The sequence below is a fragment of the Turicibacter sp. H121 genome, from assembly GCF_001543345.1.
Taxonomy (GTDB): domain Bacteria; phylum Bacillota_I; class Bacilli_A; order MOL361; family Turicibacteraceae; genus Turicibacter; species Turicibacter bilis.
Map to the genome: position 1 here is coordinate 1,271,663 of NZ_CP013476.1, position 23,338 is coordinate 1,295,000.

Sequence of the window (23,338 nt, forward strand, 5' to 3'; positions counted from 1 at the left end):
AATGTCCCTGCCGGTGACATTTAATGCTATTTTAATGGTTTATTTTTGATTTGACCATAAGCTCGAGGATACTTATTCGGCGTCTTCTTGTATTTTTTTGTATAAATATTAGTGCGTGATCCCGCTTCTTCCGGTAACTCAACATGCTTCACATCAATGATTTCTACACCAAATGTATCTAAGGCACGTTTTGACTCTACTAATTCTTCATCACCTGTTTGTCCTTTTAACGCAATGAAATATCCACCTTCTTTAACTAATGGGACACATAACTCAGATAAAATATTTAAACGAGCAACCGCACGAGCTGTGACGATATCAAATGATTCACGATGCTTCGATGCATATTCTTCCGCACGTGAATGATACGCTTTAATATTTTCAAGCTTCGTTTCTGCAATGACATGATTTAAGAAATTAACGCGTTTTCCTAGGGAATCGACTAAATCCATCTTTAAATGTGGAAAAACGATTTTAACAGGTAAAGCTGGGAATCCAGCTCCTGATCCAACATCACATAATGTTTTGCAGTTGTGGATATCTTCAAACATTAAAAAGCCAAGTAACGAATCATAGAAATGCTTTAAATAAACTTCATTTACTTCTGTAATTCCAGTTAAGTTCATTTTCTCGTTCCACTCAACTAATAATTCATAATAACGATGTAACCGCCATTTTTGTTCTTCAGTTAACTCAATTCCAAATTCTTTTACCTTGTCATAAAATTGTTCCGGTGTCATATCTTCCACTCCTTACTACATAAAGAGTTAAGAAAGTCTCCTCTCTTAACTCTGATTTATTATTCACTTACTTTATTTGCACGTCCTGATTCAATGTAAACCATTAAAATTGAAATATCCGCTGGATTTACCCCTGAAATACGACTTGCTTGACCAATCGTTAATGGTCGAATGTCTTTTAACTTTTGTTTTGCTTCAATCGCTAAGTTTGGCACATCATCGTAATCGATATGATCCGGGATTTTTTTCTCTTCAACTTTTTGAACTTTTTCTACTTGTTGAAGAGCCTTATTAATATATCCTTCATACTTAACTTGAATTTCTAATTGCTCAATTGCTTCAGCAGAAATTGATTCATTTTTCTCTTCAATTAAGTTGTGGATATGTTCATAAGTAATCTCTGGACGTTTTAATAATTCTAATGCCGTAATTCCATCCTTTAATGGTGATGATGGAATTGTCGCTAAATACTCATTAGTATTTCCTTTAGGTGTAATTTTAATTTCAGATAAACGTTCTTTTTCTGCTGCAATCTCAGCTTTTTTATCTAAGAATGCTGCGTATTTTTCATCATTAATTAACCCTACTTGACGACCATATTCACGTAAACGCAAATCAGCATTATCATGACGTAATAATAAACGATACTCCGCACGAGAAGTTAATAAACGATAAGGTTCTAATGTTCCTTTTGTAACTAGATCATCAATTAATACCCCAATATAAGCTTCACTACGTTTTAAAATTAATGGATCTTTTCCTTGAACACGAAGGGCAGCATTAATTCCAGCCATGATTCCTTGACCCGCTGCTTCTTCATATCCACTTGTTCCGTTAATTTGTCCAGCACTATATAAGTTTTTAACTAATTTAGTTTCTAATGATGGCCATAATTGGACAGGCTTAATCGCATCATACTCAATAGCGTACGCATATTTAACAATGCGGCAATTTTCAAGACCTGGAATCGTACGAATCATTTGCTCTTGAACATCGCGTGGTAAACTACTTGAGAACCCTTGAACATAAATTTCAGGGATGTGTTTACTTTCTGGCTCTAAAAAGATTTGATGACGAGGCTTATCATTAAAACGAACAATTTTATCCTCAATTGATGGACAATAACGTGGCCCAACCCCTTCAACCACTCCAGAATACATTGACGAACGCTCTAAGTTATCCATAATAATACGATGTGTTTCTTCACCTGTATAAGTTAAATAACATGGCACTTGATCTTCAAGTGGTAAATGATCTTTAGTGTCAAAACTAAACGCACGAATGACGTCATCCCCAGGTTGAATTTCTGTTTTAGAGAAATCAACACTATCCGCTGCAACACGAGGTGGTGTTCCTGTTTTTAAACGGAATAATTCAAACCCTAAATCTTTTAAGTGTTGAGATAATCCTAATGAGGTCTTCGCACCATCTGGGCCACTTAACGTAATCTCATCACTAATCATAACTTTTGAATGCATGTAAGTTCCTGTTGTTAAAATAACCGTTTTTGAGAAAATTTGTTCCCCAGTTTCTAACTGAATTCCCTTCACTTCTGCGTCTTCAACAATTAACTTATCCACAATTGCTTCTTTAACGTCTAAATTTTCTTGTGCTAAAACTGTTTTTTGCATCTCACGAGGGTATTCCACTTTATCTGCTTGAGCACGAAGTGCACGAACCGCTGGACCTTTCCCTGTGTTTAACATACGCATTTGAATATGCGTTTTATCTGTATTAACACCCATTTCTCCACCTAAAGCATCAATCTCACGAACTACGATTCCTTTCGCTGGTCCACCGATGGCTGGATTACATGGCATATGTCCAATACGATTAATATCTCCAGTTACCATTAACGTTTTGCAACCCATTCGTGCTGGAGCAAGAGCTGCTTCAATTCCGGCATGCCCTCCACCTACGACGATTACATCATATATCATAAAGCTCACTCCTTACAGTAAACAAATAAACTTCAACTCTATCAAAAGACTATTCTTATTTTACATCTAAAACTCGACAATAAACAATAAAAATAACATCTGTGTATAAAATAGTAAACAAAAATCGATAATATAAAACAACTTTTTAGCTTTTTTCCTACATTTTTAAATTAAAAATGAAAATCATTATTCAATATCCAGTTTTTGTAACAGAAAAAAGTTGTTATTCAAAACGGTATATATCATAATAGACATATCAATGTCGTATACTCATTCGATTTGAACTTTTATTATGACAACAGGGGGGAGACTTGCATGCTAGTTTTAAAGAATGTGAATAAGATTTTTCATGATACACATGCCGTCGTGGATTTAAATCTTAGTCTTCAAAAAGGAGAAATTTATGGTTTACTTGGCGCGAATGGAGCTGGAAAAACCACAACCTTTCGTATGATTTTAGGTCTTTATGAGCAGACGTCTGGTGAAATTACGTGGGACGGTCAGAAGATGAATGAATCAATTAATGATCTTCTCGGTTATTTACCTGAAGAACGAGCACTACTTCAAAAATTAACGGTTAAAACACAAGTTAGCTATTTAGCCATGCTAAAAGGAATGTCTGAAGATAAAACTGAAAAAGAACTAGATGCGTGGCTTGAAAAATTTAATATCTCCGACTATAAAAACAAAAAAATTAAAGAATTATCAAAAGGTAATCAACAAAAAGTTCAATTTATTTGCGCCGTTATCCACAATCCCGAACTCATTATTTTAGATGAACCCTTCACTGGTCTTGATCCTATTAATCTGGAAATGATGAAAGAAGAAATTATTAACTTTAAAAACCAAGGAAAAACAATTATCTTCTCTTCTCATAGAATGGAACATATTGAAACCCTCTGCGATCGTCTAACAATTCTTCGCAAAGGACGCACCGTTTTACAAGGCCAACTCAAAGAAATTAAACAAAGTTACAATGCAAGAACGATTTTAATTCAAGGAAAGCTTGATGCCGATTACTTAAAATCAATTCCTCATGTCGTTGAGGTGACTCGCCAGCAAGACGATTGGTGCGTCCGAATTGATCATAAACAGCATACCTCAACCATCTTCAATGCTTTAAAACCTGAACATTCCATTGAAAAATTCCTCGTGTGTGAGCCATCACTACATGAAATTTTTATTGAAAAGGTGGGACAAGCCTATGAAGAGTAGTAAGTTTTGGAATTATGTTTTGTATAACTATTTACGTAAAATTAAAAGTAAAGCTTTTATTGGATTTAATATCTTTCTAATCATTGTTGGATTACTCATCAGCCAACTCGGATCCATCGTTAAATTTTTTAATGAAACTTTTGATTACTCTGAAACAATTTATATTGTGGATGAAACAAATCAACTCTATTCACAATTTCAAAAAGATTTTAATAATTTATTACCTGAAGTGATCTTAGAACAAGGGACTGAGTCAGAAGACGTTCTTAACCAAAAAGTCGAAGATGGGGATATCTCAGCCTATTTCATCATCAACTACAATGAACAAAATCTCCTTAGTGCAACCTATGTGGCCAAAGATTTTTCTAACAGCTCTTACTACACCATTGGAGAGCAAGTTCTTTCAGGTTATAACAAGCAAATTGCTATGAAATCGGCGAAGCTGACTCAAGAGCAAGTTAATTTACTCAATCAAAACTTCTCAATGGAAAAAATCTCATTAGATGAAAATGCACAAACCGCTGAGGAATCAATGGGCAACTTAGCCATAGCTTATATTGCCATTATCCTCATCTTCTTATTTTCATATCTTTACTCGGTCTATGCCGGTCAAGAAATCATGGAAGAGAAAACATCAAGAGTCATGGAAATTATTATTACTTCCATTTCGCCAATCAAACAACTTTACGGAAAAATTGTGTATAACAGCTTATACGCCTTAACGCAACTTACCATTTTCATGGTCTTATTCACTATTTCAATTCAATACATGCTAAAGAGTTTGCCTACCGAAGTACTTGATACGGTCTCAGTCATGATTTCTCCCGAACAAGCAAAAATCGTTATTTACATCATTATTTTTGCTATCGTTGCTTACCTAGTCTATCTCGTAAGTGTACTCATTTTAAGCTCAATTATCAGTTCTGTGGAAGAATATCAAATCGCCATTTCACCTATCATGGTCATTGGACTCGTTTCATTCTACATCGGAATCTTTGGAATGACTGCACCTGAGGCACCCTTTATCAAAATCATGTCCATGATTCCATTCATTTCACCTTATATCATGCCACTTCGCGTCGCTACAATGACCGTATCAACCCCAATGATTTGGCTTTCAATTGCCTTAAACATTGTTGTGATCGTCGTGATTCTAACATTTGGAGCACGTGTTTACAAAAATGGAGTCTTGAACTACTCAGGTGATTCAGTCATCAAAAAATTTATTCAGGCAACAAAAAAATCATAACTTGATTACTCCGACCAACTCTTGTAGTTGGTCTTTTTTTAACAAAAAAATCCCCTGAACTGGAGATTTTCTTTCATTTAAACTCGAACGCTCCAATGACTAACCATACCAATTTCTTCTGAAACAATACATTCAAGTTATATCTCCAATCACCTTATGTAAAAAAAACAAATATCTTGTGGATATAGTTCGCACCACTTCTACTCAAGTTAAAATCACCACAAAAATTCCATTAAATCCTACATCTAAAATAGACAATAAAACATGATGAATCACTTCAATTGTTGAGTCTGGCGTATCAAGTTTTACCTGATTTTTCAAGGGCAATGATCCGCACTAATTCCCATATATGAGCATAGAAATCCTCCTTACAATTGACCTCTTTTTAACGAGATATTTCCTTGTAGGGGAGATTCACCAAAAGTTATCCATCTTATCCACAAGCTCTTTCTTCTAATTTGAACTAATTTTATGATTAATCATTAGCGAACTTTTGCATAGTTTGTCGAAACTTATCAAATGTATTCCACTAGCCTGTGTATAACTGTTCATTTATCCACACAAAAAAAAGAGCCTAGCGGCTCTTAACTACTCCATACGAACTGGAACAATTAATTGAATTGTTGTTTCATCGTATTGATCACGTAAAATAAATGGACGCATATCACCATTGAAACTCATAATTACCTCTGAATTATTGATTGCCTTTAAAGCATCGATGATAAATAAAGCACTACATGCAATACGTAATTCTCCACCTGAAATCATTTCAACTTGAACTTCTTCTTCAACTTTTCCAACCTCTGGAGAATTTGCTGTAATTAATAACTTACCTTCTTCAGGTAAAATATTTAATTTAACAACATTTGAAACTTGATCACGTGCAATTAAAGCAGCACGATCAAATGCATTATATAATTCATGATAATTTGCTTTGATTTCAATCCCGAATGTCGTTGGAACGAATTCTTTTGTTTCTGGATAAATCCCATCTAATAAACGAGATTGGAATGAAATATTTCCAATTTGGAATAAAATTTGATTATTTGCTAAATAGACATCCACTGATTCATGAGAATCATCTAAAATTTTTGATAACTCGATTAAACTACGTCCTGGAATAACAATGTTAAATGGTTCATGTAACTTGTTTAACGGAACAAGCTTTTTCGATAAACGGAAGCTATCTGTTGCTACACACATTAACTCATCTGCATCATAACGGAAATTAACCCCTGTTAACACTGGACGGTTTTCACTATTTGCTGTTGAGAATACCGTTTGACGAATAATCGTTTTTAATAATTGTTTTTCTAAATGAATTGGATTATCATGTTTGATTAACTCAATATTTGGATATTGAGTCACATCAAATCCATTTAACGTATACTCACTTCGTCCACATTTAATTGTGACATAATTTCCTTCAAATGTACTGATTTCGATATTGTCACCATTTAATTTTTTAATAATTTCAATAAAATATTTCCCTGGAATAATGATTGATCCGACAGAATCAATTTGAATCACTTGCGTATCGTTTACCTCTAACGGTAAAAAAGTATTAATCGTAATATCTGAATCACTCGTTGTTAAGTAAAGACCTTCTTCTGCAACAACAAACTTAATCCCTGTTAACACTGGAAGTGGTGTCTTTGTAGGAATTGCCTTGCTAATATACGACAGCTGGGTTAGTAACAATTGACGATCAACTTTAATTTTCAACTTAATCACTCCTATATAATTATATATTATAGCTTTTTAATAATCTTTTTAGTAATAAATTTTGTGGATATAGGGGATAATGACTAAAAACATCATAAAATTGAGGTTTTAGCCTTGTGGATAACTTGTGGATAGTGTGTAGATAAACCGTCATTTTCTCTCCACTTACCTGTTTATAAGTTAAGATAGAACTTGTTTTAAATCGCTAATTGCTTTTTTAAGTTCATCACTTTCTTTAAGCTCTTTTTCAATCTTTTCACAACCATGCATAATCGTTGTGTGATCTCGTCCGCTAAAAGCTTCCCCGATTTTTGGGAACGAGCTTCCCGTTAATTCACGTGTTAAAAACATCGCAACTTGTCGAGCATACGCAATATTTTTCTTACGTTTTTTCGATAAAATGTCAGCAACCGACACATCGTAGTACGCTCCGACTTCTTTAATAATGTTATTCACATCTACTTTTGAATTTTTTTGCTCTGCTTTAAATAGATCTCTTAACGCTTCATTTGCCAGTTCAATCGTAAAGTCTGAATTATTAATTGTCGCATAAAAAATCAATCGTTTCAATGCCCCTTCTAATGTACGAACATTACTATTAAACTTACTTGCGATAAATTCTAAAACTTCCTCTGGGAATTCTTCTAGATTAATATTTTCTCCGGCCAATTTTTTCTTCATGATCTCGATGCGCGTTTGCGTATCTGGAATTTGAATATCAGCTTGCAATCCCCATTCAAAACGTGAAGTTAAACGATCCATGATATCTTTTAAATCAGATGCTGGACGATCTGATGTAATAACAATTTGCTTATTATTATTATAAAGTTCATTGAACGTATTGAAAAACTCAGTTTGTGTTTGTTCTTTTTTAGATAAAAACTGAATATCATCAATTAATAAAACATCAATATTACGATACTTTTCTTTAAATGCTTCAAAATTATTATCTAGCGTCGCATGACGATAATCATCAATAAACTTCTCTGATGTACAATATAAAATTCGAGATGAAGGATTATCATCTAAAATGAAATTTCCAATTGCTTGCATTAAATGTGTCTTTCCTAGACCTACCCCACCGAAAATATAAAGTGGATTGGCAACTTCTCCTGGACGTTCTGCAACCTGTAAAGCAATCATATACGCTAAACGATTGCTTTTCCCCGCAACAAAGCGATCAAACGTATACGTCGTATTTAAGTTTCCACGATAATATTTTGGAAGATTAGGATCGGGTTTGGTTAAATCAAATGCTTGCTGATCATTTTTTACATAATCATTCGTAATAAATTTAACATCGTAGTTGAAACCTGATACTTCAGCAATCATTTCAACAACTTCTTTTAAATAAAATTTATCTAGCATAAATTGTTCGTGATTATTTTGAACCACAACATACATTTTATTATTTTTAACTTTATACACTTTCTTTGGAGTGCTAAAGAACATATCAAAAGATTGTTGAGAAATATTCGATTTTAATCGATCAATAGCATCATCCCATATTCGTTGATATTTTTCCACCGCATACACCTCATCCTAAAGTCTCTTCTATCAACATTATAGCATAACAAAATATTAAAAAAGTCCACAATGTTCAAAAAATCAACAAAAAGTTATAAACATGCTTGTGGATATGTGATATCATTTAACAAACTCCTACACTTTTCGACAATCGACAGTGGATAACTCACAGCAATTTTATTGATAATATCAACGTTTTTCACATTTATCCCCAATATCCACAGAGTAAGGTATAAACACCGTGTCGAATTGTGAATAATATTGTGGAATAAAAAAGTTAAGTGGTGTATAACTCATCTATATTCACATATCCACAATGGATAACTTTTGGATACACATATATCCAAAAAGTAATGATTGACTTTATAGTGATGATTCACTATAATATTGAACTATGCTATGGTATAAAACTCTTAGGAGGTGTTATAGATGAAACGTACTTGGCAACCAAACAAACGTAAACGTGCAAAAACTCATGGTTTCCGCGCTCGTATGGCAACACCAGGAGGACGCAATGTTTTAGCTCGTCGTCGTAAAAAAGGTAGAAAAGTGTTATGTGCATAAGACCACTCTTTAAAGTGGTCTTTTTACTAGCTAAAAAAATATAGCGGGTGAGAACATGCAAAAAAGTTATCGAATTAAAAAAAGTCAAGAAATTGAACAAGTCATGAAACGAGGACGTTCAAAAGCGAATCCTTACTTTATTGTATATAAGTATGCCAATAAAGAGACTGACAACTTCAGAATTGCAATCTCAGTTGGGAAAAAAGTCGGAAAAGCCTTTGAACGTAATAAAATCAAACGCTACATCCGTAACGTCACAACTGAACATAAGCATGAAATGAATCCAGATTATGATTACTTCGTAATCGCTCGTAAAGGCGTAAAAGATTTAGACTATGCAACTTTTAAAGAAAAATTAGAACAACTATATAAAAAAATGGATATTATTCCAAAATAAAAAGGATTACAATTGTATTAGGACGTGTCGACCATCTGTTGAAATAAAAACTGGCAGACATTCATAGCATGGATTCAAACGTTGGTCGGAAATATTTCAAAGAAAGAAGTGATTTAGATGAAATCCAAAATATTCGAAGGAAAAGTTATGGATGATATCATTGTGGCAGCACAGAATCATTTTCACCACGACCAACAACATTTGACGATTCATGTATTGGAAGAGAAAAAAGGGATCTTCGGAATTGGAGCCTATGTTAAAGCAAAGGTCACATTAAATCTTGATCCAATCGAAGAAGGAAAGAAATATCTTCTTCAACTACTCAGTGATTTATGTTTAGAAGGAACTGTCGAAGTAGATTCGGCACAACATTCTGTCACATTTAACATAGACAGCAATAACAATGGAATGATTATTGGACGTGAAGGAAAAACACTTCAAGCCATTCAAACCTTAACTAGCCAAGTCGTGAATCAATATACCAAATCTCATTTAAAAGTACTTGTGGATATTAACGGCTATAAACAACAACACAACCAAAAAATTGAGTACTTCGCACGCAAAATTGCTAAAGAAGTCACTCAAACAAAAATCGATGCTAAACTTGATCCGATGAATGCATACGATCGCCGATTAATCCATCAAGCTTTATCTGATTGGAAACACATCCAGACCGTGTCTGAAGGTGCCGATCCGAACCGATACATTATGATTAAATATAAACGATAAATAGACCTCCAAAGAGGTCTATTTTGACGTTTTTTTAGAGAAAGTGTTAAAATAAATACATCTAGAATAAAATTTAAATAAAATTAACATAACTGTAATGGAGGTGTCCACATGTTACAAGATACAATTGCGGGAATTGCAACCGCAATGGGTGAAGGTGCCATTTCAATTATTCGTGTTAGTGGAGATGACGCTTTACCAATTGCCAATAAACTATTCCGTGGTAAAGATTTAACAACAGTACCGAGCCATACCATTAACTATGGTTTTATATATGATCCTGAAACAAATAAAAAAGTCGATGAAGTATTAGTCTCTGTTATGCGAGCACCTAAAACATTCACAGCCGAAGACGTCGTTGAAATTAACTGTCACGGTGGAATCTTAGTCACAAATAAAATTCTTGAATTATTATTGGTGGCTGGTGCACGAATCGCTGAACCAGGAGAATTTACAAAACGTGCGTTCTTAAATGGACGTATCGACTTAGCACAAGCTGAATCAATCATGGACATTATTCACGCCAAAAGTGAACAATCCTTATCACTTGCTTTAAATGGATTAGATGGACGTGTATCTCGCCTAATCAAAGAAATGCGCGAAGAAATTTTAAATATTGTTGCTAACATCGAAGTTAACATCGACTATCCAGAGTACGATGATGTGGAAGAAATGACGAATGACATTTTACTTCCTCGTTCAATCGAGATTCACGAAAAAATGTTAAAACTACTCGACACAGCTAAAACAGGGAAAATCCTACGAGATGGAATTAAAACTGCAATTATCGGGCGTCCTAACGTCGGAAAATCGAGCCTTCTCAATCAATTAATGCGCGAAGAAAAAGCTATCGTAACCAACATTGCTGGAACAACACGCGACACAGTAGAAGGATATATCAATATCGGGGGATTAACCTTAAACTTAATTGATACAGCTGGAATTCGTGAAACGAAAGATATCGTTGAGGCGATTGGTGTCGAAAAATCTAAGAAATTAATCAATGAAGCCGAATTAGTCTTACTTGTTTTAAATAATAATGAAGCATTAACTGCTGATGATCGTGAATTATTACAATTAACTGCCGATAAAAATCGTATCATCATCTTAAATAAAACTGACTTAGAAACTAACATTGAACGTTCTGAATTACCATCGTATGTAGAAACATCAATGGTACTTGAGCAAGGAATCGAAGTCTTAGAAAATAGTATCAAAAAAATGTTTGAAATCGGGGACATTGGTTCATCTGATATGACTTACTTATCAAATGCACGCCATATTGCAAAATTAAAACAAGCCATTACTTCAATTGAAGATGCCATCAATGCTATGCAAATGGGAATGCTTGTGGATATGGTAGAAATCGATATAAAAAATGCCTGGTATTCACTTGGAGAAATTCTAGGAGAAGAAATTGGAGATTCGTTACTAGATGAACTCTTCAGTAAATTCTGTTTAGGTAAATAAAAAAGATTAGAGAGTTTTATCTCTAATCTTTTTTTATGCACTAATACAGGAAAAATATCTCAAAATTAAAATAAAATGCATCTTATTTTCGTGTTATAATTCCGCTTGCTTCTATTCTAAAATTTCGACAATAAAATAAGTTATCTACACACTGTAAACAACTCTGTGGACAATAATCGACACTTATCTACAACTTATTCACAAGATACACACAGGTATAAACATGGTAAAATCGACATTTTCAGACGTTTATCCACATTATTCACAACATTTATTATTATTGTTATTATTATAAATAAAAAATATATAATATAATATCAAACTTTGTCGTAAATAAAAAAATTCATCCATATTCTTTAATAAAGAATATGGCCAGCTATCTGAATTAAATTAAATTAATTTTATCTTAATATAAATTTCTCAATTAAAATTTAACCCCCAGATATTAAAACAAATTCCTTTAAAATATGTATTAATTCACATCTTATATAAAAAATTAGTTACTTTCTATCTTTTTAACTCTAAATTTGCTGAATAATCTTAAAATGTATAAAATCATTATATTTTAAAAAAAATGTCGAAATTTCCTCATTCCATTTTTATTAAAAATCTCTTATTTTTCATCATAAATCTACGAATTTTAAAAATATAACAGGGAAAATCACTGAAATTTAGATTACTAAAAACCGACAAATAAAAACAACTATCTACAACAAATTCACACCTATGTGGACAATAATCGACACTTATCTACAACTTATTCACAAGATTTACACAGTCAAAAACATAGGAAAACCGACATTTTCAGACACTTATCCCCACTATCCCCAAACATTATTATTAAAGTTATTATTAAATAAATAATATATTAACTATAAAAAAAACGGATCAAATCGATCCGACTCCTAAATTAAACCTAAATGTGTTAATGTACGTTTTAATGAAGCAATAGGTAATCCCATCACACTATAATAATCTCCAGAAATAGATTTAACTAATTCAAACCCTTTTCCTTGAATTCCATATGAACCTGCTTTATCCATAGGTTCTCCGCTTTGAATATAATTTAAAATCCATTCATCAGTTACATTATAAAATTCTACTTCGGTAATATTAACGAAACTTGTTAATAACTCTTTATCTTTATTAATAATACTGACTCCAGTCATTACTTGATGTTTACGTCCTGATAATGATTTTAGCATATTAAATGCATCTTCTTCATTTTTAGGTTTCCCTAAAATCTTTCCACCAAATACAACAATCGTATCAGCACCGATAATTGTCTCTTGAGGAAATAACTCAGCAACTGCACAAGCTTTTTGAATCGCAAGATCTTGAACTTGTCCCGCTACATCTAAATCCTCATCTAATATCTCATCCACTTGGCTCACAATCACACGATGTTCAATTCCCGCTAACTCTAATAATTCTTTTCGTCTTGGAGACTGAGAAGCTAATATAATTCCCATCTTAAAAACTCCTTTTATTCAAAATATAATGAGTTATTATAACACAAATAAAGGGTCCCTATTAACGAACTTTAAAATAATCCCATACATACAATCAAATTATAACGAATTACTTCATATGATGATAAAATTATACAAAGATAAGATTCAACAACAATCTATATCATTAGACAAAATTCAAAAAATATTAAACACTATCCTATTCGTCTACAACTCGACAAAATTCTACTTTTTAAACAACATCGGGAAATAATTGGGTATGCCTTACTTATAAATTATTGGAGTAATGAATATGGAGGAGACATAGTATATGTTGACGAATTATTTGTTAAAGAGTCATATCGTAGTAAGTGAATTAGCACAAAATTTTTTAAATATTTAGAACAAAATGATACAATTTGTTTGGAAACAATATGACAAAATAAAAAAGCACAACTCTTTTATGAAAAGAATAATTTTTCTATTTACGAGAATATTTTTTACTTCAAAAAATTAAACTAAAATGACAGAATATATTTTTTGATAATTCTGGGGATAATTATTGACTAATAATGACTTACAGTATAATATCTTAATTAAGTAAATACTTACGTTGAAAAGGAGAGTAGCTTTTAATTAAGTTATAGCGAATCAGGGACGGTGGAAGCCTGATATGGCGTTGAAAGTGAAGAACACCTTGGAGTTACTTACCGAAAGCAAAATTGTGAGTAGACTAAGTCGTAGATCCTGCGTTAAAGGTAAAGGGTAAGAACAGATTAGTTCTTAAACTAGGGTGGTACCGCGGATCAACAGTCATTCGTCCCTTTTGGGCGAAGACTGTTTTTTTGTTGCCCGAGGTGATTCTCAATAACTTATCCACAAATTCAAAAAAAGCATTTGAAATTTCATCTATAGGAATTTAAACATTAGACAATCTAGATTATGTATGTTTTTCCTTGACAAAATACTTATTAGAGAAGTTTAAAGTTTAATTTGATTTGTGGATATCTTTGAAATATCCAAGCAACAAAATATTGATTTATTATAAAAGGAGGACCTCTTAATGGAAAAAATCGTTGTACGTCAATTATTTAGAAACTTAGATCGTTATGCTAACCAAATCGTTGAATTAAACGGATGGGTTCGTAATAACCGTGCTCAAAAATCATTTGGATTCTTAATGGTGAATGATGGTTCATTCTTCGAGACAATCCAAGTTGTTTATGAGGAAAACTTAGAAAACTTTAAAGAAGTTCAAAAGTTCCGTGTTGGTTCAGCAGTCACAGTTCGTGGATTAGTAGTGCCAACACCAGATGCTAAACAACCATTTGAAATCAAAGCACAGGAGGTAATTTTAGAAGGCGATTGTCCTGAAGATTACCCAATCCAACCAAAACGCCACACACGTGAATTCTTACGTGAAGTTGCACACTTACGCCCACGCACAAACTTATTCGCTGCAGTATTCCGTGTTCGCTCTTTAGTTGCTCATGCTATTCACAGCTACTTCCAAGAGCAAAATTTCGTTTATGTTCATACACCAATTATCACGGGATCTGATGCTGAAGGTGCGGGAGAAATGTTCCAAGTGACAACATTAGATTTTAACAATGTTCCACGTACTGAAGAAGGAGCAGTTGATTTCAAACAAGACTTCTTCGCTAAATCAACAAATTTAACAGTATCAGGACAATTAGAAGCTGAAACATTCGCATTGGCTTTACGTGATGTATACACATTCGGACCAACATTCCGTGCAGAAAACTCTAATACTCAACGCCATGCCGCTGAATTCTGGATGATTGAACCAGAAATTGCATTTGCTGACTTACAAGATGATATGGATTTAGCAGAAGGTATGGTTAAATATATTATCAACTACGTATTAGAGCATGCTCCAGAAGAAATGGCATTCTTTGATCAATTCGTAAGCAAAGGAGTTTTAGAGCGTGTTAAAGCAGTAGCAGCATCTGATTTCAAACGCCTTCCATATACAGAAGCAATCGAAATCTTATTACAAGCTTATAAAAAATTCGAAAACCCAGTATCTTGGGGAATTGACTTATCAACAGAACATGAACGTTACTTAACTGATGAAGTATTTAAAGCACCAGTTTTCGTAACAGACTATCCAAAAGATATCAAAGCCTTCTACATGCGTTTAAATGATGATCAAAAAACTGTTGCTGCGATGGACCTTTTAGTACCAGGTGTTGGTGAATTAATCGGTGGTTCACAACGTGAAGAACGTTTAGAAATCCTAGAACAACGTATGGACGAAATCGGAGTACCAAAAGAAGAATTAGATTGGTATTTAGATTTACGCCGTTATGGTGGAGTCAAACATGCTGGATTCGGTTTAGGGTTTGAACGTATGATCATGTACATCACAGGAGTAGAAAATATCCGTGATGTAGTCCCATTCCCACGTACACCTAAAAATGCAGAATTCTAAAATACTAAAAACTCTCGTGCAAACGAGAGTTTTAATTTTGTAAAATGTGTAATAGCATATATAGTGGGCATTATAAAGAATCCTTGTCCAAAAGTATATCAATTACTAAAGTATAAAAGAGACAAAAAAACACGTCGGCTTAATTGACGTGTTTTTTAACTAATAAATTAATAAGCTTTTATGTTATTTATAATTTAGCGAGATTTTCTTTTTTTCTTTCCACCTTCATAAGCCTTTTTATGGCTTGGCTTTTGATAATTTTTTTGTTGTTTTTGATTTGATTTAGTCGTTAGTTTACTTGATTTTACTGGTAATTTTGGTTTTACTGGTCTAATTAAACATTCAGGTTCATAGCCAACTAAATCTAAACGTCCGGCTTTTTGTAAGGCTTCATAAACTAAATCATAATTCTTTGGATTTTTATATTGAATTAAGGCACGTTGCATTGCCTTCTCATTAGGATTTTTTGGAACATAAACTGGTGTCATTGTACGAGGATCGACGCCTGTATAGAACATCGTTGTGGATAACGTACCTGGTGTTGGATAGAAATCTTGTACCTGTTCTGGCTGATGATTAATATCACGTAAATACTCAGCTAATCCAATGGCACCATGTAAATCACAACCTGGATGTGAACTCATTAAATATGGCACTAAGTACTGATCTTTATTTAACTTTTTATTAATTGCATAATATTTTCTTACAAATCGATCATATAAAGAACGTGTTGGTTTCCCCATATAATGTAACACCTTATCTGAAACATGCTCAGGGGCCACTTTTAATTGTCCGCTGACATGATGTTCAACTAATTCATGGAAAAATTCATCATTTTTATCATACATCACATAATCATAACGAATTCCTGAACGAACAAATACTTTCTTCACATTTGGTAAAGTTCTTAATTGTCGAAGAAGATCAAGATACTCACTATGATCTACTTTTAATTGTTTACATGGATTAGGATGTAAACATTGCTTTTTCTTACAAACACCTTTTGTTATTTGTTTATCACAACTTGGGGCATAGAAATTAGCTGTTGGTCCTCCAACATCATGAATATATCCTTTAAAATTAACATCTTCCGTGATCTTCTTAGCTTCCTCAATAATTGATTCTTTAGAACGTGTTTGAATGGTACGTCCTTGATGGAAGGTTAGAGCACAGAAATTACACCCACCATAACATCCGCGATTAGAAATTAAACTAAACTTCACTTCATCAATCGCCGGAATATGACCCATTTCTTCATACATCGGATGATACTTTCTCGTATAAGGAAGGGCATACGTATAATCCATTTCCTCTTGAGTTAAACGTTCACCTGGTGGATTTTGAACTACATACCAACCTTGGCAAGGCTCCACTAATGTCTTAGCGACAATTGAATCAGTATTTTCATACTGAATATTAAAACCTTTTGCATAGGTCATTTTATCCGCTACAATTTCCTCATAGCTTGGAAGCATAATATAATCATACGCGCGGTCTAAATCTTTTGTCTTCCATACTGAACCACGAATATAAACTAAATCTTCAACTGCAATTCCAGCATTTAAGGCATCTGCAACCTCAATAATAATTTTTTCACCCATACCATACAGTAATAAATCAGCCTTGGCATCTAACAATAACGAGCGACGTACTTTATCATCCCAATAATCATAATGAGCTAAACGACGTAAGGATGCCTCAATTCCACCCACAATAATCGGAACATCAGGATAAGCCTGACGTGCCATATGTGAATAAACAATCGTTGCACGATCAGGTCGTTTTCCCATCTCACCGTTCGGTGTATAAGAATCTTTTTTACGACGGCGTTTAGATACCGAATAATGATTGACCATCGAATCAATATTTCCAGAAGAAATTAAAAAACCTAAACGAGGCTTTCCAAAACGTCTAAACTCTTCAACCTCTTTCCAATTTGGTTGTGAAATAATACAAACCTTATAACCATATGCTTCAAGTGTTCTTGTAATAATCGCAGCACCAAATGAAGGATGATCCACATAAGCATCACCCGTAATATAAACGAAGTCAGCCTGTTCCCAACCACGAGCCTTCATTTCCTCGTGTGTTACTGGTAAAAATTCTGACATATTATCAACTCGTCAAATTCAGTCTATCGACATTATAACAGGTTTCTTCTTAAAACATGAAACACATTTATTAGCAATAGTTATAAAAAAGTCTAGGTATCTATTAAAATTTAAGGAAAATTAAAAGAGACTAATCTCATCGACTAGTCTCTTTTAGAAATTATTTAGAAGCTTTCTTTTTTTTATCGTAAATAATATAACTAGCTGTTCCAGCAATAACAAGTAATGCTGCTCCAGCAATTAATAATAATTGGTTAAAGTTTTCTGTTGTATTCATTGAATCATCAATCATTAATACATAAGAAGAATGTGGCGTTACTGTTATTGAATCACCTTTAATAACTTCAATTACTTCAGTTCCAGCTGTCTCACCATTTACAACTAATTGCCAGTCTGCAGATTTCGGTAAAGAAATGACTTGTTCGCTATCTGTAGCATTGTGGATAACTGTAATATCTGATGCTGAATCCCCGTTTGCATTATTTTCTAAATTGAAAGCAACAACTCCAAGAGGAATATCTTCCATGAATGTTAAATTATTTTGAATATCTTCTTGTGCAGACATACGGAAGGCCGGATGTGCCCTACGAAGTGAAATTAATCCTTTATAGTAATTATAAACATCTTGATTTTCGTTTTTCCAATTCCAATTAATTTGATTAACTTCATCCGAAGCATTGTAACTATTATGATCTCCATCTTTTGTACGCATCATTTCAACACCTGCATGTAAGAAAGGAACACCTTGTGCAGTTAATATGATAGCGTTTGCTTGCTTTTGCATTAATTTAATTGTTTCTTCATCCGCATCTGGAAGAGTTGCGATTAATTTATCATAAAGCGTGTTGTTATCGTGTGCTGAGACATAGTTAATTGATTGAGCTGCCTCAGTTGCCCAAGGACCACTTGCTCCACCTGCTAAAGCTACGCGATTATAATCGATTTGAGAATGTTCTGTTGCACCAACAATACCAAATTTAACACGCTCATCAAAAGTAAATTGCCCATTTACAAAACCAGGCTCTTCAGCATTAAACACGCTACCTTTTATACCATCACGAATATCATCACTAAACATCGCAACTCCTGGCATTTGAGAAGCATAGATTTTTAATGCAGCTTCAGTTGGTTTTAATGCTGAACCACCTGCATCCCAACCTTCACCATAAGTAATGATTGTTGGATCAATTTCAGTTAAAGCATTACGAATTTCATTTATTGTGTCAATATCATGTAAAGCCATTAAATCGAAACGGAATCCATCAATATTATATTCTGTTGCCCAGTATGTAACTGAATCAATCATGAACTTACGCATCATTGAACGATCAGAAGCTGTTTCATTACCACAACCAGAACCATTTGAGAATCCACCATCTGTTGTTTGACGATAATAATATCCTGGAACAATTTTATTAAAATCTGAATCGGCGGTTGCACCTGTATGATTATAAACAACATCCATTACAACACGAACTCCATTTTGATGTAATGATTGAACCATTTGTTTAAACTCATTAATACGAACTTCACCATTTTCAGGATCTGTTGAATAAGAACCTTCAGGAACATTATAATTTTGAGGATCATAACCCCAGTTAAATTGTGCTTCATCTAAATTCGTTTCATCAATTGAACGATGATCAAATGCTGGAAGTAAGTGAAGGTGTGTAATTCCTAAATCTGTTAAGTGATCTGTTCCACCTTCTTCAGTAAATTGTAAAAACTTCCCGACATTTTCTAATCCTGACGATTCATGAGTTGACCAGTCACGCATATGTAACTCATAGATAATAGCATCTGTTGGATTTCCGCTAAATTCAGGAGCTACATCTTCAGCCCAATTTTCAGGGTCTGTTAAATCTAAATCTACAACCATCGCACGATTTCCATTGACTCCAACTGCACGTGCATAAGGATCAACAGCTTCGTTTGTTTGATTTCCAACTGTTACTTCATATGTATAATATGTAAGATTTAAATCACCAGAAACTTCTGCTACCCATGTTCCTTTAACATCGCGAGTCATATCGATTTTTTCAATTAAGTTATCCCCACTACCCGCTTCATATAAATTTAAAATGACTTTACTAGCAGTGGGTGCCCATACTCTAAATGATGTATTATCTTTAGAATAAGTAAATCCTAAATCATCACCATCATAATAAAATACATCATGAAATTCTTCTGAATCAAAAAGTCCTGTATAAGATACCTCGATTGCATCTTTAAATCCTTCTTTTGAAATTGTATAAGAGTTTTCTAAGTTAATATCTTCTTTTAATAATACTACAATCGTAGAACCTGTTTGATCTACCAACACTCGATCTAATTCAAGTATATTTCCTGAATTATCTTTTATTTCGATTCCATCTGTTGAAGTGAATGGAATTGGTGCTGTTAGAATAACCTTTTTTAATGACGTAAAAGTAGCTGAAGATAAACGAGGTCTTAAATCTACATCATCCTCATTATAGTAAATATTAGGATCTCCTTCTAATAAATAAACATGTAATACCTCATCTTTCGCTTTTGTTAAATCAATAAAACGATCTTGATCAATATCTCTGGAGTCCCAATCTCCCTTTCTCATAATAATTCCAAGTTGTTGAGCCCCATTTAAATCTTTTAAATTCATTTTAAAAATCTTTCCGTAATCATCTTCATCGTTAAATGCATAAGATAATCCCTCTTTATCTCCAATCCATCCCCAAATATTCCACTTCTTATATTTATCATCATATCGGCGATAGTGTACAAATACTTGCATCTCAACTTCTTCATCACTTACTGTAGATTCATTAGCATTTGCAGCAGTTGGTAATTGTACAACTTCACCACCTGCACCTTCTGGTGCTTCAGTTAAATATCCACATTGTCCTTCTGTTACCCAAATTTCAGTATCTTGTTCAACTAAGATACGTTGATCTTCATCACAGTTTTTAGCTACCCAATCCCCTTTACGAATAATGAATCCCGATTCATTACCTACAGCTACTTCGATTTCTGCAATGTAACCAAAGTCATCTCTAGCAGTAAAGTCAATTTGTTCCATATCTTCCGTTCCCGTATCCCAAGCCCAGATATTCCAATCATCATATACTCCATCAGTTCGTTGATAATGGATTGTTAGTTTTGCATTATCTGTTGCATAAATCCTCCCATTTGGTAAAAGTGATGTTACTACAATCGCTATTGCTAGTAGTAATGAAATTAAACGCTTCATATTATCCCCCCTATATTAAATTACATTTTAAATTGTACCATTTTTTGGTCAATCAAAGTATACGCTTACAGTGATGTGTAAACGATTACTTTGAAAATAAAAGAGATGTCTGACTTTAATAGCATTTCAAAGATTATAACCTATTAAAAATATTCCTTTTTCAAAAATAAATTTTTGTAAATTAAAACTACTTTACATATCAGATAATCTTATAAATTTAAGACTTATTTCTTATGTGAATAGGAGAAAAAAATTAATGATTCTTTACAATAGAGCTCTTAAAGAAAAAATAGATTAATCTAGATAACTGTTAAATGATAGTTTGTATTGTATATATTTATAAAGTTATTGCAATAATCATATAGAATCGATAAAATAAATTGTGCTATAATTAATAGATAAACTTACACATTATGGATGATGGTAAAATGAGTATGAATAAAATATCTGGATTAGTTAGTTTTTGTATGAAAGTTATACAAGGATTAGATGTAACTGAGACTAATTATGAGACTTCAGGGATTCTTTATAAAAAAAATGGTAAATATTATCTATTTTTCGATGAAACAAACTTTGATGATAATTCAACTACAAAGTGTAGGATTGAGTTTAATCATGATCAAATTCGTGTGCGTCGTGATGGTCAAGTCATTATAGATCAAACATATAGAACTACTGAAACTGTACAAGGTTATATTAAAACAGTTTATGGTCAGTTAGATAGTGAAGTTAAAACACACTGCTATATGTTAGAAGAAAATGATACATCTATCCGGTTAACGTTGGACTATGATCTATTTGTATCAGGTGAAAGATCAGGGAATTATAAATTAATAATTCAATTTAATAAGGAGGATATTTAATATATATGATCCAAACATTAAAAGATAATTTAAGAAAAGAAATTAAAGACGCAGTATTAAAGTGTGGATATATTCAAGCTGAAGATGAATTTAACATCATTTTAGAAAATTCAAAAGATGTAAATCATGGGGATTATTCTACAAACGTAGCAATGCAACTTACTAAATTAGCAAGAAAAAATCCACGTATGATTGCAGAAGAATTATTAAGCAATTTTAATAATGAAAATGCTAATGTTGAAAAAGTAGAAATTGCAGGACCAGGATTTATTAACTTTTTCATGAATAAAAATGCATTTACTAAATCAATTAAAAATATTATTGAATTAGGTCAAGAATATGGAAAAAGTAATTCAGGGAATGGTTTAAAATACAATGTAGAATACGTTTCAGCAAATCCTACAGGTGATTTACACTTAGGGCATGCACGTGGAGCAGCATTAGGTGATTCATTATGTCGTATTTTATCTAAAGCTGGATATGATGTAACACGTGAATATTATGTTAATGATGCTGGAAATCAAATTCATAACTTAGTAATCTCGGCATATGCTCGTTATTTACAAGCATTAGGTAAAGACGCCGAAATGCCTGAAGATGGTTACTATGGACCTGACATCATCTCATTAGGAAAAATGATGGCAGAACAATATCAAGATCAATTTGTTGATAAATTAGATGAAAATTATGATTTAATTCGTCAAATTTCTTTAGACTATGAATTAAACAAAATCAAACAAGATTTAAATATGTTTGGTGTGGAATTTGACTTATTTACAAGTGAAAAAGCTATTTATGATAAAAATCTAGTAAAAGAGTCAATTGATCTATTACAAGAAAAAGGATATATCTATGAGGAAGATGGAGCTGTTTGGTTCCGTTCAACAGATTTTGGAGATGATAAAAATCGTGTATTAAGAAAATCTGATGGCTCATATACATATTTAACACCAGATATCGCTAACCATATCGAAAAATTAAATCGTGGAAATGATAAATTAGTCGATATTTGGGGAGCAGATCATCATGGATATATTGCCCGCGTAAAAGCAGCAATGCAAGCTTTAGGTTATGAAGCAGATAAATTAGAAGTAGATATTATTCAAATGGTTCGTTTAATTAAAGATGGCGAAGAATTTAAAATGTCAAAACGCACAGGAAAAGCTGTTACGATTCGTGATTTAGTTGACGAAGTAGGGGTAGATGCTGTTCGTTACTTCTTCGTAATGCGTAGTGGAGAAACACAAATGGACTTCGATTTAGATTTAGCAACTAAGAAATCAAACGAAAATCCAGTATACTATGCACAATATGCACATGCTAGAACGTGTTCAATTTTAAGACAAGCAGAAGAAAAAGGATTCTCTCCAGTCTTAAAAGATGAATATGAGTTTATTTCACATGAAAAAGAATATGAAGTAATTAAGCTAATGGGAGAATTCCCAATGGTAATCGCAGATGCAGCTGCAAAACGTAAACCACACTTAATCTGTAATTATATTAATGACTTAGCAACAGCATTCCATAGTTTATATAATGCAGAGAAAGTTATTAATGAAGAAAATACAGAAAAAACAAATGAAAAATTAGCTTTAATCAAAGCATTAGAAGTAACAATTAAGAATGCATTAGAATTAATCGGTGTAGATGCACCAGAAAGAATGTAATTTATTAGA

Annotated in this window: 16 protein-coding genes and 1 other annotated feature; of the genes, 9 read left to right on the forward strand and 7 right to left on the reverse strand. The window is 33.0% G+C overall.

The features are described 5' to 3' along the window. Positions 1-26: 26 nt before the first annotated feature. Both rsmG and mnmG read right to left on the reverse strand, forming a co-directional pair. On the reverse strand, positions 27-740 hold the full coding sequence (gene rsmG, locus AT726_RS06170; RefSeq protein ID WP_068759248.1) for a 16S rRNA (guanine(527)-N(7))-methyltransferase RsmG: 714 nt from the start codon (positions 738-740) through the stop codon (positions 27-29). A 59-nt stretch (positions 741-799) separates the two neighbouring features. Continuing rightward, entirely contained in the window at positions 800-2,680 is a 1,881-nt protein-coding gene (gene mnmG, locus AT726_RS06175) for a tRNA uridine-5-carboxymethylaminomethyl(34) synthesis enzyme MnmG (protein WP_055243399.1), read from the reverse strand. Positions 2,681-2,995: 315 nt separating this feature from the next. On the opposite strand from mnmG, the gene AT726_RS06180 reads away from it, so the two are divergent. After that, positions 2,996-3,895, forward strand: coding sequence for an ABC transporter ATP-binding protein (locus tag AT726_RS06180; RefSeq protein ID WP_055304572.1), 900 nt, complete (start codon positions 2,996-2,998; stop codon positions 3,893-3,895). Further along, positions 3,885-5,144, forward strand: coding sequence for an ABC transporter permease (locus AT726_RS06185; protein WP_055243401.1), 1,260 nt, complete (start codon positions 3,885-3,887; stop codon positions 5,142-5,144). Before AT726_RS06180 ends, AT726_RS06185 begins: the two co-directional genes overlap by 11 nt. 588 nt (positions 5,145-5,732) lie before the next feature. Here the strand turns inward: AT726_RS06185 and dnaN are convergent. Continuing rightward, entirely contained in the window at positions 5,733-6,869 is a 1,137-nt protein-coding gene (gene dnaN / locus AT726_RS06190) for a DNA polymerase III subunit beta (protein WP_068759249.1), read from the reverse strand. A 180-nt stretch (positions 6,870-7,049) separates the two neighbouring features. Next, positions 7,050-8,396 (reverse strand): chromosomal replication initiator protein DnaA, encoded by a 1,347-nt coding sequence (gene dnaA / locus AT726_RS06195; RefSeq protein WP_055243403.1) that lies wholly within the window; start codon positions 8,394-8,396, stop codon positions 7,050-7,052. A gap of 429 nt (positions 8,397-8,825) precedes the next feature. On the opposite strand from dnaA, the gene rpmH reads away from it, so the two are divergent. From rpmH to mnmE, 4 genes are all read left to right on the forward strand, one after another. Beyond that, positions 8,826-8,960 carry a 50S ribosomal protein L34 gene (gene rpmH, locus AT726_RS06200; protein ID WP_006784010.1) on the forward strand — a complete coding sequence of 45 codons (135 nt, stop codon included), beginning with the start codon at positions 8,826-8,828 and terminating at the stop codon, positions 8,958-8,960. 55 nt (positions 8,961-9,015) lie between these two features. Next, positions 9,016-9,357, forward strand: a complete 342-nt coding sequence (gene rnpA / locus AT726_RS06205) for a ribonuclease P protein component (RefSeq protein WP_068759250.1) — start codon at positions 9,016-9,018, stop codon at positions 9,355-9,357. Positions 9,358-9,474: 117 nt separating this feature from the next. Next, positions 9,475-10,086 carry an RNA-binding cell elongation regulator Jag/EloR gene (gene jag, locus AT726_RS06210; protein WP_055243405.1) on the forward strand — a complete coding sequence of 204 codons (612 nt, stop codon included), beginning with the start codon at positions 9,475-9,477 and terminating at the stop codon, positions 10,084-10,086. A gap of 111 nt (positions 10,087-10,197) precedes the next feature. Beyond that, positions 10,198-11,556 carry a tRNA uridine-5-carboxymethylaminomethyl(34) synthesis GTPase MnmE gene (gene mnmE / locus AT726_RS06215; protein WP_055276631.1) on the forward strand — a complete coding sequence of 453 codons (1,359 nt, stop codon included), beginning with the start codon at positions 10,198-10,200 and terminating at the stop codon, positions 11,554-11,556. A 905-nt stretch (positions 11,557-12,461) separates the two neighbouring features. Here the strand turns inward: mnmE and AT726_RS06220 are convergent. Further along, entirely contained in the window at positions 12,462-13,028 is a 567-nt protein-coding gene (locus AT726_RS06220) for a Maf family protein (protein ID WP_055304575.1), read from the reverse strand. Between the two features lie 583 nt (positions 13,029-13,611). Then, positions 13,612-13,835: a binding site (T-box leader), on the forward strand. A 235-nt stretch (positions 13,836-14,070) separates the two neighbouring features. Between AT726_RS06220 and asnS the strand changes: the two genes are divergently transcribed. Then, on the forward strand, positions 14,071-15,462 hold the full coding sequence (gene asnS, locus AT726_RS06225) for an asparagine--tRNA ligase (protein ID WP_068759251.1): 1,392 nt from the start codon (positions 14,071-14,073) through the stop codon (positions 15,460-15,462). 194 nt (positions 15,463-15,656) lie between these two features. Here the strand turns inward: asnS and AT726_RS06230 are convergent, their stop codons facing one another. Continuing rightward, positions 15,657-17,573: a YgiQ family radical SAM protein gene (locus tag AT726_RS06230; protein WP_068759252.1), complete on the reverse strand. Its 1,917-nt coding sequence runs from the start codon at positions 17,571-17,573 to the stop codon at positions 15,657-15,659. A gap of 160 nt (positions 17,574-17,733) precedes the next feature. Then, the gene (gene pulA, locus AT726_RS06235) at positions 17,734-20,799 is read right to left on the reverse strand and encodes a type I pullulanase (protein ID WP_068759253.1); all 3,066 of its coding nucleotides are present in this window, start codon (positions 20,797-20,799) and stop codon (positions 17,734-17,736) included. A 467-nt stretch (positions 20,800-21,266) separates the two neighbouring features. On the opposite strand from pulA, the gene AT726_RS06240 reads away from it, so the two are divergent. After that, entirely contained in the window at positions 21,267-21,662 is a 396-nt protein-coding gene (locus tag AT726_RS06240; RefSeq protein WP_237297225.1) for a DUF1934 domain-containing protein, read from the forward strand. Positions 21,663-21,667: 5 nt separating this feature from the next. Beyond that, entirely contained in the window at positions 21,668-23,329 is a 1,662-nt protein-coding gene (gene argS / locus AT726_RS06245) for an arginine--tRNA ligase (protein ID WP_082427791.1), read from the forward strand. The last annotated feature ends 9 nt before the right edge of the window (positions 23,330-23,338 follow it).

Coding starts and splice junctions, on each gene's coding strand:
- argS (WP_082427791.1), top strand. CDS start 21,668: ATGATCCAAACATTAAAAGATAATTTAAGAAAAGAAATTAAAGACGCA.
- rpmH (WP_006784010.1), top strand. CDS start 8,826: ATGAAACGTACTTGGCAACCAAACAAACGTAAACGTGCAAAAACTCAT.
- mnmG (WP_055243399.1), bottom strand. CDS start 2,680: ATGATATATGATGTAATCGTCGTAGGTGGAGGGCATGCCGGAATTGAA.
- AT726_RS06220 (WP_055304575.1), bottom strand. CDS start 13,028: ATGGGAATTATATTAGCTTCTCAGTCTCCAAGACGAAAAGAATTATTA.
- jag (WP_055243405.1), top strand. CDS start 9,475: ATGAAATCCAAAATATTCGAAGGAAAAGTTATGGATGATATCATTGTG.
- AT726_RS06185 (WP_055243401.1), top strand. CDS start 3,885: ATGAAGAGTAGTAAGTTTTGGAATTATGTTTTGTATAACTATTTACGT.
- rsmG (WP_068759248.1), bottom strand. CDS start 740: ATGACACCGGAACAATTTTATGACAAGGTAAAAGAATTTGGAATTGAG.
- AT726_RS06230 (WP_068759252.1), bottom strand. CDS start 17,573: ATGTCAGAATTTTTACCAGTAACACACGAGGAAATGAAGGCTCGTGGT.
- rnpA (WP_068759250.1), top strand. CDS start 9,016: ATGCAAAAAAGTTATCGAATTAAAAAAAGTCAAGAAATTGAACAAGTC.
- asnS (WP_068759251.1), top strand. CDS start 14,071: ATGGAAAAAATCGTTGTACGTCAATTATTTAGAAACTTAGATCGTTAT.
- pulA (WP_068759253.1), bottom strand. CDS start 20,799: ATGAAGCGTTTAATTTCATTACTACTAGCAATAGCGATTGTAGTAACA.
- mnmE (WP_055276631.1), top strand. CDS start 10,198: ATGTTACAAGATACAATTGCGGGAATTGCAACCGCAATGGGTGAAGGT.
- AT726_RS06240 (WP_237297225.1), top strand. CDS start 21,267: ATGAAAGTTATACAAGGATTAGATGTAACTGAGACTAATTATGAGACT.
- AT726_RS06180 (WP_055304572.1), top strand. CDS start 2,996: ATGCTAGTTTTAAAGAATGTGAATAAGATTTTTCATGATACACATGCC.